Source organism: Variovorax sp. 770b2, assembly GCF_900115685.1.
Taxonomy (GTDB): Bacteria; Pseudomonadota; Gammaproteobacteria; order Burkholderiales; family Burkholderiaceae_C; genus Variovorax.
This window is the reverse complement of the sequence record NZ_FOXJ01000001.1, coordinates 687,505-702,288: the sequence shown is the minus strand read 5'-3', so window position 1 is coordinate 702,288 and position 14,784 is coordinate 687,505. Positions and strand designations below refer to the sequence as shown.

At 67.7% G+C, this 14,784-nt stretch carries 17 protein-coding genes; 10 read left to right on the top strand and 7 right to left on the bottom strand.

What is annotated here, in order from left to right; translation table 11 throughout:
* Positions 1-2: 2 nt before the first annotated feature.
* Together BM133_RS03035 and BM133_RS03030 are read left to right on the top strand one after the other, a co-directional pair.
* The gene (locus BM133_RS03035; RefSeq protein ID WP_093431550.1) at positions 3-878 is read left to right on the top strand and encodes an amidohydrolase family protein; all 876 of its coding nucleotides are present in this window, start codon (positions 3-5) and stop codon (positions 876-878) included.
* A 125-nt stretch (positions 879-1,003) separates the two neighbouring features.
* A complete protein-coding gene (locus BM133_RS03030) occupies positions 1,004-2,026 on the top strand; it encodes a porin (RefSeq protein WP_093431548.1) in 1,023 nt (340 codons plus the stop codon).
* Here BM133_RS03030 and BM133_RS03025 read toward each other — a convergent pair.
* A complete protein-coding gene (locus BM133_RS03025; RefSeq protein ID WP_093431547.1) occupies positions 2,014-2,940 on the bottom strand; it encodes a LysR substrate-binding domain-containing protein in 927 nt (308 codons plus the stop codon). The two genes, BM133_RS03030 and BM133_RS03025, sit on opposite strands and share 13 nt — an antisense overlap.
* Before the next feature lie 143 nt (positions 2,941-3,083).
* Here BM133_RS03025 and BM133_RS03020 point away from each other — a divergent pair, with 143 nt between their 5' ends.
* Positions 3,084-4,229, top strand: a complete 1,146-nt coding sequence (locus BM133_RS03020) for an aromatic ring-hydroxylating oxygenase subunit alpha (protein WP_177224702.1) — start codon at positions 3,084-3,086, stop codon at positions 4,227-4,229.
* Here BM133_RS03020 and BM133_RS03015 read toward each other — a convergent pair.
* Complete coding sequence (locus tag BM133_RS03015) at positions 4,199-4,864, bottom strand: FABP family protein (protein ID WP_093431543.1); 666 nt, start codon at positions 4,862-4,864, stop codon at positions 4,199-4,201. The genes BM133_RS03020 and BM133_RS03015 overlap by 31 nt on opposite strands.
* A 249-nt stretch (positions 4,865-5,113) precedes the next feature.
* On the opposite strand from BM133_RS03015, the gene BM133_RS03010 reads away from it, so the two are divergent.
* The 5 genes from BM133_RS03010 to BM133_RS02990 all read left to right on the top strand — a co-directional run bounded on the left by BM133_RS03010 (position 5,114) and on the right by BM133_RS02990 (position 9,998).
* Positions 5,114-6,172, top strand: coding sequence for a LacI family DNA-binding transcriptional regulator (locus BM133_RS03010; RefSeq protein ID WP_093431542.1), 1,059 nt, complete (start codon positions 5,114-5,116; stop codon positions 6,170-6,172).
* Positions 6,173-6,225: 53 nt separating this feature from the next.
* The gene (locus tag BM133_RS03005; protein WP_093431540.1) at positions 6,226-7,302 is read left to right on the top strand and encodes a sugar phosphate isomerase/epimerase family protein; all 1,077 of its coding nucleotides are present in this window, start codon (positions 6,226-6,228) and stop codon (positions 7,300-7,302) included.
* A gap of 53 nt (positions 7,303-7,355) precedes the next feature.
* Positions 7,356-8,315: an ABC transporter substrate-binding protein gene (locus BM133_RS03000; protein WP_093431539.1), complete on the top strand. Its 960-nt coding sequence runs from the start codon at positions 7,356-7,358 to the stop codon at positions 8,313-8,315.
* A gap of 140 nt (positions 8,316-8,455) precedes the next feature.
* Entirely contained in the window at positions 8,456-9,328 is an 873-nt protein-coding gene (locus BM133_RS02995; RefSeq protein WP_093431537.1) for a class I SAM-dependent methyltransferase, read from the top strand.
* A gap of 280 nt (positions 9,329-9,608) precedes the next feature.
* Positions 9,609-9,998: a DUF427 domain-containing protein gene (locus tag BM133_RS02990; RefSeq protein WP_093431535.1), complete on the top strand. Its 390-nt coding sequence runs from the start codon at positions 9,609-9,611 to the stop codon at positions 9,996-9,998.
* Between the two features lie 102 nt (positions 9,999-10,100).
* On the opposite strand, the gene BM133_RS02985 is transcribed toward BM133_RS02990, so the two are convergent.
* The 4 genes from BM133_RS02985 to pcaD all read right to left on the bottom strand — a co-directional run bounded on the left by BM133_RS02985 (position 10,101) and on the right by pcaD (position 12,123).
* Positions 10,101-10,481 carry a helicase SNF2 gene (locus BM133_RS02985; RefSeq protein WP_093431534.1) on the bottom strand — a complete coding sequence of 127 codons (381 nt, stop codon included), beginning with the start codon at positions 10,479-10,481 and terminating at the stop codon, positions 10,101-10,103.
* A gap of 247 nt (positions 10,482-10,728) precedes the next feature.
* Positions 10,729-10,869: a hypothetical protein gene (locus tag BM133_RS35090; protein ID WP_177224701.1), complete on the bottom strand. Its 141-nt coding sequence runs from the start codon at positions 10,867-10,869 to the stop codon at positions 10,729-10,731.
* A gap of 97 nt (positions 10,870-10,966) precedes the next feature.
* Positions 10,967-11,302, bottom strand: coding sequence for an SMR family transporter (locus tag BM133_RS02980; RefSeq protein WP_093431532.1), 336 nt, complete (start codon positions 11,300-11,302; stop codon positions 10,967-10,969).
* 29 nt (positions 11,303-11,331) lie between these two features.
* Entirely contained in the window at positions 11,332-12,123 is a 792-nt protein-coding gene (pcaD, locus tag BM133_RS02975; protein WP_093434999.1) for a 3-oxoadipate enol-lactonase, read from the bottom strand.
* 105 nt (positions 12,124-12,228) lie between these two features.
* Here pcaD and BM133_RS02970 point away from each other — a divergent pair, with 105 nt between their 5' ends.
* Positions 12,229-13,188 (top strand): LysR family transcriptional regulator, encoded by a 960-nt coding sequence (locus BM133_RS02970; RefSeq protein WP_093431530.1) that lies wholly within the window; start codon positions 12,229-12,231, stop codon positions 13,186-13,188.
* Positions 13,189-13,222: 34 nt separating this feature from the next.
* Positions 13,223-13,699 (top strand): aminotransferase class I/II-fold pyridoxal phosphate-dependent enzyme, encoded by a 477-nt coding sequence (locus BM133_RS02965; RefSeq protein WP_256219038.1) that lies wholly within the window; start codon positions 13,223-13,225, stop codon positions 13,697-13,699.
* A 78-nt stretch (positions 13,700-13,777) separates the two neighbouring features.
* Here BM133_RS02965 and BM133_RS02960 read toward each other — a convergent pair whose 3' ends face one another.
* Positions 13,778-14,683, bottom strand: a complete 906-nt coding sequence (locus BM133_RS02960; RefSeq protein ID WP_093434997.1) for a LysR family transcriptional regulator — start codon at positions 14,681-14,683, stop codon at positions 13,778-13,780.
* Positions 14,684-14,784: the final 101 nt, after the last annotated feature.

Sequence of the window (14,784 nt, the reverse complement as noted above, 5' to 3'; positions counted from 1 at the left end):
CCATGAAGACCATCGCCCCTCCCCACCCTCACCCGAGCGCGCCCGCGTTGCGCCTGCCCGCGGGCGCCTGCGACGCGCATTGCCACGTGTTCGGCCCCGGCGACGTGTTTCCGTATTCGGAGAACCGCCGCTACACGCCGCCCGATGCGCCCGCCGCCAGGCTGCGCGCGCTGCATGAACTGCTGGGCATCGAGCGCGTCGTGCTGGTGCAGGCCAGCGTGCACGGCCACGACAACCGCGCGATGCTCGACGCCATCGCACAATCGCCCGACAGCTACCGCGGCGTCGCGATGGTCGGCGCGGGCGTGAGCGATGCCGAGCTCGGCGCGCTGCACAAGGCCGGCGTGCGCTCGGTGCGCTTCAATTTCGTGCAGCACCTGGGCGGCGCGCCCGACCTGCCGACGGTGCTGCGCATGGCCGAGCGCATCAAGCCGCTGGGCTGGCACCTGGTGCTGCACCTGGATGCGGAAGACCTGGTCACCTACCGCGCGTTTCTGGACACGCTGCCCGTGCCCTTCGTGATCGACCACATGGGCCGCACGATGGTCGAGCACGGCCTCGGCCAGCAGGCCTGCGCGATGATGCTCGACCTCATGCGCGACGAGCGTGCGTGGGTCAAGGTGAGCGGTGCGGAGCGCATTTCGCAAGCGCTCTCCACGCAAGGCCAACCGTATGCGGACGCCGTGCCGTTCGCGCGGCAACTGATCGCCGCCGCGCCCGACCGCGTGCTCTGGGGCACCGACTGGCCGCACCCCAACGTGCGCGAGATGCCCGACGACGGCAAGCTGGTAGACCTGCTGCCGCGCTTCTGCGACGACGCGGCGCAATTGCACAAGCTCCTGGTCGACAACCCGACGCGCCTCTACTGGTACGACTGAGCGCCCCGCACCGCGGCGCGCACTCCCACCGACACCAACCTCACGCCGTGGCGCTGCCATGGCGTGCGGAGCGTTGCGCGCCTTTGGCCTTTGCTTTTCAAAAAAAACCAACGAGGAGACAAACCATGAAACGACTGCTACCGGCCATCGCGCTGTGCAGCGCGGCCCACGCCGCATGGGCGCAGGCCGATGCGTCCGCGGCCAGCGCGCAGATCTACGGGCTGCTCGACGCCTTCGCTGGCTCGATGCGGCGCAGCGACGAGCCCGGCCGCACCAAGGTGCTCAACAGCGGCGGCATGACGACATCGTTCTGGGGCATCCGCGGCGCCGAGAGCCTGGGCGACGGGCTACAGGCGCAGTTCGCGCTGGAGAGCTTCTTCCAGGTGGACAGCGGCACCCTGGGGCGCAACGCCACCGATCCGTACTTCTCGCGCAATGCCTGGGTGGGCCTGGCGGGCGGCTTCGGCCAGGTAGCGCTGGGCCGGCAGACCAACCCGATGTTCGTGGCGAGCGGTGCGTTCAACCCCTTCGGCACCTCGCTGCAGTTCTCGCCCGTCATGCTGCACACCTGGCAGCCGACGTACAACCGCGCGGTGCTCGGCGACAGCGTGTGGAGCAATGCGCTGCAGTACACATCGCCCACCCTCGCCGGGCTGCGCGCGAGCGTGCTCTACAGCCTGGGCGAAGTGACGAACCGCAGCGGCGTGCACAACCTGAACCTCACGCTCAACTATGCGGCCGGCCCCTTCGCCGCCGTGGTGTCGGCGCAGCAGGCGCAGGTGGGGCCGGGCTTTACCACGGCGATCCTGCGGCAGGACGCGGCGCTGGTCGGCGCCTCCTACGATTTCAAGGCGGTGCAGCTCTACGGCCAGTACCAGCGCACGCGCACGCCCGACATCCGCACCACGGCCACGACCGCACAACTGGGCGCGGCAGTTCCGGTGGGCGCGGGGCGCTTCCTGGCCTCGGTCGCGCGCACGCAGCGCAAGGTCGAGCCGGTCACCGAAACGCATCGCACGACGTGGGCGGTCGGCTACGACCATTTCCTGTCGAAGCGCACCGACCTCTACGCTGTCTTCATGCGCGACCGGCTCACGGGCTTCGACGGCCGCGGGAGCTTCGGCGTCGGCATGCGTCACCGCTTCTGAACTTCGGCGCGGCCGCCCAGGTGCTGCTGCACGAGCTCGCGCAGCAGCTCGCCCATGGCGCGCTGCGTGCGCGTGACCGGCCGCTGCGAACTCGCGGCCAACGCGAGCCGCGTGCGCAGGCTCGGCTCGACGATGGGCCGGATGGCATAGCGCTGCGGCTGCCCCGCATTGGCGACCGCGTTGCGCGAGAGCACGGCATGGCCCGCGCCATCGGCCACGAGTGCGAGGATGGCGGGCACGCCGTCGATCTCCAGCGCGATCTGCGGGCGCAATCCGATGGCGGCGAGCTCGGCCTCCACGCGCATGCGGATCGCGTTGGGCCGCGTCGGAATCACCAGCGGCTGGCCCGCCAGCTGGCGCAACGGCAACGGGGTGCCGCGCCGCATCGGGCCCGTGCCCTTGGTGGCGCTGACCAGGAACAGGTCTTCCTCCAGCACCGTTTCGCTGTCCACGTCGGTCGAAGGCTGCGGGTTGTAGAGCAGCGCGACATCGAGCCGGCCGGTGACCAGCGATTCCTGCATCGCCGTGGAGAGGTTCTCGGTGATGGAGAGCGCCGCCTCGGGCAGGCGCTCGCGCGCGGCGCGCACCAGCGGCACGGCGAGAACGCGGGCCACGCTGGGCGGCAGCCCGACGGCGACGCGGCCGGCCAGCGCCTCGCGCGAGCGGTTCATGTCTTCGCGCGCCCGCTCCACCTGGTGCAGGATGCCGCGGCCGTGCTCCAGCAGCCGCTTGCCCGCATCGGTGACCACCACGCCGCGGCCGTTGCGCACCAGCAGGTTCTGCCGCAGTTCGACCTCCAGGTTGCGCACCTGGCGGCTCAAGGCGGGTTGCGCGATGTCGATCGCGATCGACGCGCGGGTGAAGCTGCCGAGCTCGGCCACGCGTATGAAGTACTCCAGTTGCTTCAGGTCCATGGCTGGAGGTTATCGGCATGGAGGGCTCGCAGGTATGCGTGTTTGTTCTATCCGCCAGCGGCAGTTCGACCAGTTGATGCAAGCCGCAGCGCGATCCGTTCGACACAATGGGCTCGCCCACCCCTGCACGGAGACAACCGCACATGCAGCAAGAAGAACAGATCGCACTGATCCGCCGCGCCCTCGCGCTGATCGAAACCGGCGGCAGCGAGCGCGGCGAACCGGCCGTGAGCCCGGTGTCGCGCTATCTCGACCCGGCACGCCATGACCGCGAGGTGGAGCGCATCTTCCGCCGCTATCCGCTGGCGCTCTGCCCTTCGGCCTCGCTCGCCAACGTGGGCGATTCGTTCGCCCTCGACGTGGCCGGTCTGCCGCTCTTGCTCGTGCGCGCGCAGGACGGCCAGCTCAACGGGTTCATCAACGCCTGCCGGCACCGCGGCGCGCGGCTCAAGCCAGCAGGCCTTTCGAACCAGCGCGCGCTCATCTGCCCGTACCACAGCTGGACCTACGGGCTCGACGGCGCATTGCGCGGCCGCCCCTCGGGCGAAGACTTTCCGCACGCGCCCGCTTCGGATTGCAGCCTCGCGCGCGTGCCGGTGGCTGAGGCGCTGGGCTTCGTGTGGGTCATCCCTCGCGCGCTGGCCGAGGGCGAGAGCGCCGTGCTCGACATCGATGCATGGCTCGGCCGCTTCGGCAAAGACCTGCGCTCTTGGGGCTACGACAGTTGGGTGCCATTTCATCAGCACGCCTTCGACAACGCGGCCAACTGGAAGATCCCGTTCGAGGCGAACCTGGAGACCTATCACTTCCAGTACGCGCACCGCGACAGCATTGCGGCGCTGTTCTACGACAACCTGCTGATGGCCGACCACGACCGGCAGCACCAGCGCCTGTTCCTGCCCAAGCGCAGCATCGAAGCGCTGCGCGAGCAGCCCTCGCACACATGGCAGGTGGGGCCGCACTCGAACATCATCTACTTCTTTTTTCCGGCCACCTTCATCCTGCACGAGGGCGACCATGCCAACGCCTTCACCGTGCTGCCCGAGGCGCCCGGCCGCTCGCGCGTGATCGCGAGCACGCTGATTCCCGAGCTGCCGACCACCGAGAAGTCCGAGAACTACTGGCGCAGGAACGTCGCGTCGTTCTGGGGCGCCCTGGACGAAGACTTCGCGCTCGGCGTGTCGGCGCAGTCAACGCTGGCAAGCGGCGCGCAGTCATCGCTCTACTTCGGCGCCACCGAGTGGTGCTCGGCGAAGTTTCACGCGGACGTGGAGGCGGCGACCAGCTGAGCCAGCGCGGCGCGCGCGGTCGGGTTGGGCGTGGGCTCGCCGATCTTGTGCAGCGTGTTGCGGTCGGTGTGGCGAAAGGGCTCGGGCTTGCCCAGCACATCGAGCAGCGTGACCTGCTCGTACGACCAGCTGGCGTTGTCGTGGATCGTGACGGCGATGTCGTAGCGCAGCGTCTTGAACGCATGCTCCAGGAACGGGTTCGAGAGGATGCCGTTGGTCGCCGCGCCGCGCACCGCCTCGAGCTTGAACGACTTCGCATCGGGCGCGGCGTGCCCCATGGCCATGACGGCCTGCCCGCGCGGGATCGTCAGCGTCTGGATCACCGTGCCGGTGGCGGCCTCCCAGAGCCAGTAGCCGACCTGGTCGTGAAAGCTCTCCACCTCGTTCGGCTTGACGATGCGCACGTGGTAGCGCAGCCCGTAGAAGATCTGCGGCCCGTTGGTCTGCGCGTCGATGGGCTGGAACTCGGCATGCTCGATGAAGGCCTCGGCTTCGGGGCCGTCTTCTTTCGGTGCCACGTCGTGGCCCGTGGCGCTGGTCCAGATGCCGGCCAGGCCCGTGAGCGGGCCCAGGTTGGAGAGCGTGTGCGGATCGGGTTCGGGTTCCGTGTAGATGTCGCGGGGGTAGTCGGCCATGTTGTTCCTGATATCTGGGTGTGACGGGCCGAAGTATCGCCAAAAGCCAGCGCCGCCGGCCGGCTGAATCTTCTTGCTCCCTCCCCTTTGCGGGTGGGTCGGGGTGGGGCGCGCGGCCTGCCCATCGCGCGCTCTGCCCGCTCCCATCCCGGCCTCCCCAGAGGGAGAAGGGGCAAGACCCCCCCCCTCGAAATCCCTCCCGGGTTTCCCCCCACATCAAAATGAGGTACGCACCTCAGAATCCGCCCCATGCCCTCCACCCCGCAGCGAAACGCTGGACAGATCGGCCGCGCCACGCTCAGCGACGTGGCGCGCGAAGCCGACGTGAGCCTGGCCACCGTGGACCGGGTGCTGAACAAGCGCCCCGGCGTGCATGCGCGCTCGATCGCGCAGGTGCACGGGGCCGTCGAGCGGCTGAACTACCGGCCCGATCCGGCCGCCGCCCGCCTCGCACGGCCGCATCCGCACCGCGTGAGCTTTCTGCTGCCCTCGGGCACCAACACCTTCGTGGAGATGCTGCGCGAGCAGATCGCGGGCAGCGATGGCTGGATGGAAGACCACCGCGTGAGCGCGCAGACGCACGCGGTCGATGTGTTCGAGCCGCAGCGCCTTGCGCGACGCATCCTCTCGCTGCGCGGCCAGTGCGACACGGCCGTGGTGATGGCGCTGGACCACCCGCTGGTGCAGGCGGCGATCGACGAACTGGTGGCGCAGGGCATCGGCGTGATCACGCTGGTGTCGGACGTGCCGAGGTCGCGGCGCCAGCATTTCGTGGGCATCGACAACATGGCGGCCGGCCGCACCGCGGGCACGCTGGTCGGACGGTTCTCCGGAGGTGTGAAGGGCGAGGTCGGCGTGATCGTCGGGAGCCTCTCGCTGCGCGACCATGCGGAGCGCAGCCTGGGCTTCAGCCAGGTGATGGCCGCGGAGTACCAGGGCCTGAAGGTGCTGCCGCCGATGGAGGGCAAGGACGATCCGAAGCTCACGCAGCAGCTCTCGGCGCGCCTGCTGGCCGCGCACCCGAAGCTGGTGGCGCTGTACAGCGTGGGCGCGGGCAACCGCGGCATCTCGGCCACGCTCAAGGCGAGCGGGCGAGCGGGAAAGATCGTCTTCGTCGGCCACGAACTCACACCGGCCGCGCGCGCGGACCTGCTCGACGGCACGATGGCGGCGGTCATCAACCAGGACGCGGGGCACGAGATCCGCTCGGCCCTGCGGCTGGCCATCGCGCGCCTCACGCGCGAACCGGTGCATGCGGACCAGGAGCGCATCCGCATCGATATCTACCTGAAGGACAACCTGCCGTGAATGCGGCGGTGCAGTCCTTCTTTCACTGAACTTTCTTGCAGGAGCGTTTGCACATGGCAACCAACATCAAGGGCCCGGGCATCTACCTCGCGCAGTTCGCGAGCGACACGGCACCGTTCGATTCATGGAACTCGATCACGCGCTGGGCCGGCGGGCTCGGCTTCAAGGGCGTGCAGATTCCCTCGTGGGACGCGCGCATCTTCGACCTGAAGAAGGCCGCCGAATCCAGGACCTACTGCGACGAAGTGGCAGGCGTGGCGCGCGAGAACGGCGTGGAGATCACCGAGCTGGGCACGCACCTGCAGGGCCAGCTGGTGGCGGTGCACCCGGCCTATGACGAAGCCTTCGACGGCTTCGCGCCCGAGGCCTACAGGCGCAACCCGGTGGCGCGGCAGGCGTGGGCGGTGGAGCAGATGCTGTTCGCCGCGAAGGCCTCGCGCAACCTGGGCTTGAAGAGCACCGTGAGTTTTCCGGGAGCGCTCGCGTGGCCGTATCTCTATCCGTGGCCGCCGCGGCCGGCTGGGTTGATCGAGGCCGCGTTCGACGAACTCGCCAAGCGCTGGCACCCGATCTTCGATGCGTTCGAAGACGCCGACTGCAACGTCTGCTTCGAGCTGCATCCGGGCGAGGACCTGTTCGACGGCGTGACCTTCGAGATGCTTCTGGAACGCGTGAAGAACCATCCGCGCTGCTGCATCAACTACGACCCGTCGCACTTTTTGCTGCAGCAGCTGGACTACCTGGAGTTCATCGACATCTACCACTCGCGCATCAAGGCGCTGCACATCAAGGATGCGGAGTTCCGCCCCACGGGCCGCCAGGGCGTGTACTCGGGCTTCCAGCCGTGGGTGAACCGCGCGGGGCGCTTCCGTTCGCTCGGTGACGGGCAGATCGACTTCGGCGCCATCTTCTCCAAGATGGCGCAATACAACTACGACAGCTGGGCCGTGCTGGAGTGGGAGTGTTGCCTCAAGCACCCCGAGGACGGCGCGGCCGAGGGGGCGGAATTCATTCGCCGCCACATCATCCGAACGACCGAGAAGGCCTTCGACGACTTCGCGGGCGCCCAGACCGATACCCAGCAGCTTCGCCGGATGCTGGGCCTGGAGACGAGCACGGCGAAGAAGTAGTCAGTAACCCAACGAGCTAGCTTTATCTATCTACAACGAAGGAGACAGAAACCATGACAAGCAGAAGAATCTTTTCCGGCATCGCACTGGCCGTGTGTGCGCTTGCGAGCATGCCCGCGCTGGCACAGAACAAGGCCACGGTGATGGGCGTCTCGGTGCCCGCCGCCACGCACGGCTGGACCGGCGGCGTCGTGTACTGGGCCAACCGCACCAAGGCCGAACTGGAAAAGCAATACCCCGGCATGAAGGTCTTCGTGAAGACCGCCGGCTCGGCCACCGAGCAGGCCAACCAGGTGCAGGACCTGCAGACGGTCAACAAGATCGACACGCTGGTGATCCTGCCCTTCGAATCGGCGCCGCTCACCAAGCCGGTGGCGCAGGTCAAGTCCAAGGGCGTGTTCGTCACGGTGGTCGACCGGGGCCTGACCGACCCGAACGCGCAGAGCGCCTACGTGGCCGGCGACAACCCGGGCTTCGGCAAGGTGGCGGGCGAGTACATGGCCAAGACCATGGGCGGCAAGGGCAACGTGGTGATCCTGCGCGGCATTCCCACGGTGATCGACAACCAGCGCGTGGATGCCTTCAACGAAGTGATGAAGGCCAACCCCGGCATCAAGGTGCTCGATGCCAAGCACGGCAACTGGAACCGCGACGACGCGTTCAAGGTCATGCAGGACTACCTCACGCGCTTCAAGCAGATCGATGCGGTGTGGGCCTCGGACGACGACATGGCCGTGGGCGTGCAGAAGGCCATCGAGCAGGCCAAGCGCGACGACGTGAAGCTGGTGGTGGGCGGCGCCGGCGCCAAGGGCTACATCAAGAAGGTGATGGACGGCGACAAGATCGTCTCGGCCGACGTGACCTACGCGCCGAGCATGATCGCCGACGCGATGAACCTTACGGCGAAGGCGCGCGTGGAAGGCGGTGCGATGCCGGCCACGACGATCATTCCCTCGGTGCTGGTGACCAAGGAAAACGCGGCGAAGTACTACTTCCCCGACTCGCCGTTCTGAGCGTTCCGGGCGTTCCGGGCGACGGCGCCGGCGTTGCCGATGCCCGGCATCGGTGGCCCGGCGCAGGTCGCGCGTTCGGGCCGCGCATCACCGGTCACCGGTCGACTGCGAGCGGAAGCCTTTTCCCGCATGATCCGGCGATGAACCTCCCTGCCCTTCCTTCTTCGCTGCGGCGTTTTGCCGCCGCCCTCGCGCTGCTGCCGCTCGTGTTCGCGGCCGGCGTTGCGCAGGCGCAAACCGCAGATGCGCTGCCGCCCAAGGCCACCGCCGCCCTCGCCGCAGCCGTCGACGGCGCACAGCGCAGCCCCGCCTATCGCGCACGCGACGGGGCGCGGCATCCGCTCGAAACGCTCGCCTTCTTCGGCATCAGGCCGGACGCGACGGTCATCGAGATCGCACCCGGCGGCGGCTGGTACACCGAGATCCTCGCGCCCTACCTGCACGACCATGGCCGCCTCTACGCCGCGCACGAACCCGCCGACGGTTCGCCCGGCCAGCAGCGCGCCCGCAATGCGTTTCGCGACAAGCTCGCGCGCGATCCCAAGGTGTACGGCCGCGTGGTGCTCGGCACGATGCCCGCAGCGGCCTTCACCGACATCCGCCCGCCCGGCGGCGCCGATGCGGTGCTGACCTTCCGCAACATCCACAACTGGATCGAGGACGGCCACTTCGACGAGAGCCTGCGCGCCTTCTACGACGTGCTCAAGCCCGGTGGCGTGCTCGGCGTGGAGGAGCATCGCGCACCGGCCGGCACCGGCCTCGCGCGCGTCATCGAGAGCGGCTACGTGCCGCAAGACTTCGTGATCGAACGCGCCAAGGCGGCGGGCTTCGTGTTCGCGGGCAGCAGCGAGGTCAACGCCAACCCGCGCGACACCAAGGACCATGCGAACGGCGTGTGGTCGCTGCCGCCCACGCTGCGCGGCGGCGAGGTCGATCGCGCGAAGTACCAGGCGATCGGCGAGTCGGACCGGATGACGCTGAAGTTCGTCAAGCCGCGGCTGCTGTCGCGTTAGCGCGGCGTGGGCGCCGCACCTGGAACCGTGCGCGCCTCTTGCTGCGCCCCTGTCGATCTCCGCCGCTCGGCCCTGCGGCCTACGCGATCTGGACCGGCATCGGCTCGGTCGGCGTGGTGGATTTGGAACTTCGGTATTCGTTATCGCCAGCAGGGCAAAGGCCTTTAACCACTCCGGGACTGGGCCGATTTTCAGGGGGCTTCAAACCGTCACGACATGGGAGCAAGATGCCCGTCCGCCGATTTCTTGCCATCACCCCGATCCGATCGAAGGAGCTGCCATGTTCGCCACGCCAGAACGCACCATCAAGATCCCGGGCCCCGACCATGCGATCACCATCGCACGCAATCCGCTTCGCGTGGTGGTGTCGGTCGATGGCTGCGTCGTCGCCGACACGCGCGAAGCACTGACGCTGCGCGAATCGCACTTCGGAACGGTGCACTACATCCCTCGCAAGGACGTGAAGATGTCGCTGCTCGAACGCACGCGGCACGCCACCTACTGCCCGTACAAGGGAGAAGCCAACTACTACAGCATTCCGGCCGGCGGCGAGCGCTCGGTGAATGCCGTGTGGACCTACGAAGCGCCCTACGACTCGGTCTCGCAGATCAAGGATCACGTGGCCTTTTATCCGGACCGCGTGGGGCCGATCGAAGAGCGCGCCGCCTAGCCAGGTTTCCGGGTTTCGATCCCGCAAAAAAAGCCGGGCCCCGCTTTCGCAGGGCCCGGCTTTTCTACGTCCGCTCGCCGGTGAGGGCAAGCGCCAGGCGGTTTACAGCGGCAGTGCGTCGCCGCGAGCGGCAGCGCGGGCTGCGGCACGCACCGTGGCGCGGTCCACACCGCTGGCCAGGACCGGAGCGACACGCGAGGTGGCGCCTTCGGCATACGGGTTCTCACTGCGTGCAGCGACAGCGGCTTCGGCACGGACGGCAGCGCGGCTGGTCGAGGAGACGAACACTTGTGCAGGGCCTGCATTGGCGCCAGTGGCGTACGGGTTCGCGGTGCGTGCGGCAACCACGGCCTGGCCGGCGACATCGGCGCGGCTCACGGTGGAGTTCACTTGCTGCACGCCTTCGTAGGTTTCAGCGTGGGCGGCACCGGCAACAGCCATCAGAGCAACAGCAACGGCGGAGAGGATCTTCGAGGCGGTCATTTGGATTTCCTTCAGTTCAGTTCAAGTTCTTGCTTGGATGATTTCGAACCGGTCTTGGGTGGGTCACCGTCCCTCCGGGGGCGGCCACCTCGCTCGGGGCCCTGTTCACCTGGATCAACTGTTCGTGTTGTTCGGCTGGTCCATGGGATGAATTGTGCGCCGCAGACTAGGTAAAAACCCTCAGCAAAAGGAACCGCGGTGTTCACCGCCAGGAAACAATCGTGGCCTGCGCGGCCACCATCCCCGGTCATCCCCAGGTCAGCGGATCCAGGCGCAGATAGAAGCCGAGCCGCCCGTCGTCCGGGTCGGCGATGGACGGCCATGCCTTCAGCAAGTCGGACGCGGAGAGATCGCTGGCCGGCACACCGGCTACCGTGCGCGTGACCACGCGCCCTCGCTCCACACACGCCAATCCAGCACGGCGGCCGACCCGAGGCTCCATGTCTTTCCGATGAGCAGTGCAGGCAACAAGCCGGAGGCGCGCATCAATGCCCCACCGACTTCGAAAACACATTGACCACCACGACGCCCGCGATGATCAGCCCCAGCCCCGCGATCGCCGGCCCATCCAGCGACTGGCCGAACCACAGCCAGCTCACCACCGAGATGAGCACGATGCCCACGCCCGACCAGATCGCGTACGCGATGCCGGTGGGCAGCACGCGCAGTGCCAGCGAGAGGAAGTAGAACGACACCGCATAGCCCACCACCGTGGCCACGCTCGGCCACAGCCTGGTGAAACTGTCGGAGGCTTTCAGGAAGCTGGTCGCCAGCACTTCGACGACGATGGCGATCGCGAGATAGATGTAGGTAAGAGCCATCGAAGGACTCTAATCGCCGCGGCGCGAACTCAGCGCAGAAACCCCAGCACCACCTGCATGAACTCCACCGGGTACTCGATGTTCGACAGGTGCACCGCGGGCAGCACGACCAGCTTGGCGCCAGGCACGGTCGCTGCGATCTGTTCGCCGTGGCTCGCGGCCGTCACGGTGTCGTGCCGTCCGGCGATCACCAGCGTCGGCCGGTCGATCAGCGCGATGGTGCGGCGCAGGTCGGTGTCGCGAACCACGGCATAGGAGCCCGCGAGGCCCTGTCGGTCCGTGGCCAGCAGCATGGCGCGGAACGCTTCGACGACAGGCTCCTTCGCCGCCAGCATGTGCGCGGGAAACCAGTTGGCCAGGAAGATTTCGGCGGTGCCCGACATGTCCGGCGCCTGCAGCACGGCGGCGATGCGTTCGTCCCATTGCGCGGCCGGCCCGAGGTAGGGCGAGGTGTTGCTCAGGATCAGCCGGTCGATCCGCTCGGGCGCATGCACGCCGAGCCACTGCCCGACGAAGCCGCCCAGCGAGAGTCCGAGGAAGTGCGCACGCGCGATGCCCAGTGCGTCGAGCAGCTCGATCACGTCGCGGCCGAGCCGGTCGAGCGAATAGGCGCCGGCGGGCACGCCCGAATCCCCGTGCCCGCGCATGTCGTAGCGCAGCACGCGGAAATGCCTGGACAGTTCCTCGGTCTGCGTGTCCCACATCCGCAGCGTGGTGCCGATGGAGTTGGACAGCACCAGCACGGGCTTGCCGGCTTCGCCGTCGATGCGATAGGCGATGCGCGTGCCGTCGCCGGCGACGACGAAATTCAGGTCGGTCATGGTGGGGTTCGCTTTCTCTTCGATGAGTGGATGAGGCAAATCGTAGTTGCGGCCCGCACGCAAAGATATTACAAAGATCGGTCGATCTCTGTAGTCAAAGCTGACATGAATGAATTCACCTTGCACGACCTGCAATGCTTCGATGCGGTGGTCCGCGCAGGCGGCTTCCAGCCCGCCGCGACGGCGCTGCATCGCTCGCACCCCGCGGTGTTTGCCGCCGTTGCCAAGCTGGAACGGCAGCTCGACCTGGTCCTGCTGGACCGCAGCGGCTACCGCGTGCGCGCCACAGAGGCCGGGCTCTCGTTTCATCGCCGGGCGCAATCGCTGCTGCAAGAGCTGGAAGGCCTGCGCACGCACGCCGCGCAACTGGCGATGGGCGAGGAAAGCGAGTTGCACGTGGTGATCGGCGACCTGTGCCCGCGCCCGCAGGTGCTGGGCATGCTCGGCCGCTTCTTCGCGCAGTGCCCGGGCACGCGCCTGCACCTGCATTTCGAGGCGGTCGCCGGCCCGTGGGAGCGGCTCTTCGATGGCGAGGCCGATGTGATCCTGCACCGCGTCGACAAGAGCGATGCGCGCGTCGAATGGATCGACCTGTGCAAGGTGCCGTTCATTCCCGTGGTGGCGCCCGGCCTGCTGCCGGCGCCGGGCCCGCGCGCCATCACACCCGAGCGGATGCGCGGGTTCACGCAATGCGTCATGCGCGACACCGCGCGCCATTCACCGCCGCAGGACTACTTCGTGGTCGAGGGCGCGCCGCAATGCACGGTGGCCGACCAGTCGATGAAGAAGGAGATCATCCTGCAGGGCCTCGGATGGGGCCACATGCCGCGCTTCCTGATCGAAGACGAGTTGCGCAGTGGCCAGCTGCGGTCCATCGCCGGGCGCCATCTGCCCGGCCGCACCGAGGAGCTGGTGGCCGCGCGGCGGCGCGACCGGCCGCAGGGGCCTGTCGCGAACCGCCTGTGGGATCACATCCAGCAGGAGGCGCCGGCACTGCGCCGCGCGCTCGCACCTCGGAAGGCAGCCCCGCGCGCCAAGCCACGGGCGCGCGCGGGCACCCGGTAGCTCCGCTCAGTTCGCATCGGGCCGCTTCTCCAAGGTGCTGTATCCGGGCCTGGCGCTGGGCTATCTGGTGGTGCCCGAGTCGCTGCGCGACGCCTTCGGCGAGGCCGCGCGGACCCGGTCCAACGGGTGCCCGCAGATCACGCAGGCCACCGTGGCCGACTTCCTGCGCGAAGGCCACTTCCCGCGCCATCTGAAGAAAATGCGGCTGCTCTATGCGCGCCGCCGCGCCATGCTCGTGACGGCGCTGTCGAAGGCCTTTGACGACGATGTGCGCATCGACCTCACGAGCGGCGGCATGCACCTCATCGCGCGCTTCGACGGGCAGCCCGAGAGCGACACGGCACTGGCCCTTCGCGCGCAGCGCGCGGGCCTGAATTGCCAGCCGCTTTCGCAGCGCGGCACGGCCGGCTTTCGCGATGAAGGGCTGCTGATGGGCTTCACCAACATCGGCTCCGGCGCGCAGGCGCAGCGGCTTGCGGCGAAGCTGCGCGCGGCGCCGGGCCTTCGCTGAAAACGATGGTGAATTCGGCGCTCGATGATTGCCCCATTGGCCCTGAGCAAGCCGTCATCAACGCCCCCCGACGGCGACTCAACCATGCTTTTTCGAGACGCGAGCGATCAATTCATCGATCCTTGATAGAAAGAGCTTCAACGTCGCGGATGTGTTTGCCTTGTGGTGGGCGACCATCAGAGGGATCGTCGGAACATCGCCACTCTTGATCCGCCGAGCGACGACCGACCAAGGCAGAAAGTTCTCGGCATAGATGGGCAACAAGGCAAACCCACGCGTCGACGCGACCAACGAGATTGCCATCGCCAGATTGTCAGCTTCATGCGCCAGCCTGACGTCCAGCCCCGTGCGATCGACGTAGTCGTCAATGACGACTCGCAAGGCCGGCGCGGTACTGGAGACGTTGATGAACGGCTCGCCGGCGAGCGCGGCCGGGTTGATCGCCTTGTGCGAGGCCAGGCGGTGATCGCTCGGGAGCACGACGACCAGCGGCTCGTCGACCACGACGCGGAACACAAGATCGCTGGCGCCTTGCTCGGGCCGCATGAACGCGGCATCCAGCGTTCCATTCAACAGGCCTTTCGCCAGATCGGGCGAGAACTGGCTCGACACGGTGACGTCGAGCTTGGGCAACTCGTCGCGCAGCACATGCATCGCCTCGGGCAGCCAGTCCATCTCCTGGCCGGTGAGGAAGCCCAGCGCGAACGTGGCCTTCGCAGGCTGCGCTGCGCGGCGAGCTGCCAGGCCTGCTGCTTCGACCTGAGACAACGCCAGTCGCGCGTGATCGAGGAAGGCGCGGCCGGCCGCGGTGAGTTCGATGCCGCGGGCACTGCGCGTCATCAACGGCGTGCCGACCTCGTATTCCAGGTCGCGCAACTGCCGGCTCAAAGACGGCTGCGCCGTGTGCAGTTTCTGCGTTGCGGCGACGGTCATGCTGCCCGCTTCCGCCACGGCGACGAAGTAGCGGAGGTGACGAAGTTCCAATGGCTCTCCCATGCTTTTGAGGTATGGCACCCAGCTTACAAAGTCTTTGTGCAACCCGCAAGGCGGCCATAGATTCCTCTCACCCGCAGCGATGCTGCATC

Bases quoted from the DNA above. Each gene is read 5' to 3' on its own strand.
- BM133_RS02995 (WP_093431537.1), top strand. From the start codon at position 8,456: ATGAACCTCCCTGCCCTTCCTTCTTCGCTGCGGCGTTTTGCCGCCGCC.
- BM133_RS02990 (WP_093431535.1), top strand. From the start codon at position 9,609: ATGTTCGCCACGCCAGAACGCACCATCAAGATCCCGGGCCCCGACCAT.
- BM133_RS03005 (WP_093431540.1), top strand. From the start codon at position 6,226: ATGGCAACCAACATCAAGGGCCCGGGCATCTACCTCGCGCAGTTCGCG.
- BM133_RS02985 (WP_093431534.1), bottom strand. From the start codon at position 10,481: ATGACCGCCTCGAAGATCCTCTCCGCCGTTGCTGTTGCTCTGATGGCT.
- BM133_RS02970 (WP_093431530.1), top strand. From the start codon at position 12,229: ATGAATGAATTCACCTTGCACGACCTGCAATGCTTCGATGCGGTGGTC.
- BM133_RS03010 (WP_093431542.1), top strand. From the start codon at position 5,114: ATGCCCTCCACCCCGCAGCGAAACGCTGGACAGATCGGCCGCGCCACG.
- BM133_RS03020 (WP_177224702.1), top strand. From the start codon at position 3,084: ATGCAGCAAGAAGAACAGATCGCACTGATCCGCCGCGCCCTCGCGCTG.
- BM133_RS03030 (WP_093431548.1), top strand. From the start codon at position 1,004: ATGAAACGACTGCTACCGGCCATCGCGCTGTGCAGCGCGGCCCACGCC.
- BM133_RS03025 (WP_093431547.1), bottom strand. From the start codon at position 2,940: ATGGACCTGAAGCAACTGGAGTACTTCATACGCGTGGCCGAGCTCGGC.
- BM133_RS03000 (WP_093431539.1), top strand. From the start codon at position 7,356: ATGACAAGCAGAAGAATCTTTTCCGGCATCGCACTGGCCGTGTGTGCG.
- BM133_RS03015 (WP_093431543.1), bottom strand. From the start codon at position 4,864: ATGGCCGACTACCCCCGCGACATCTACACGGAACCCGAACCCGATCCG.
- BM133_RS02980 (WP_093431532.1), bottom strand. From the start codon at position 11,302: ATGGCTCTTACCTACATCTATCTCGCGATCGCCATCGTCGTCGAAGTG.
- pcaD (WP_093434999.1), bottom strand. From the start codon at position 12,123: ATGACCGACCTGAATTTCGTCGTCGCCGGCGACGGCACGCGCATCGCC.
- BM133_RS03035 (WP_093431550.1), top strand. From the start codon at position 3: ATGAAGACCATCGCCCCTCCCCACCCTCACCCGAGCGCGCCCGCGTTG.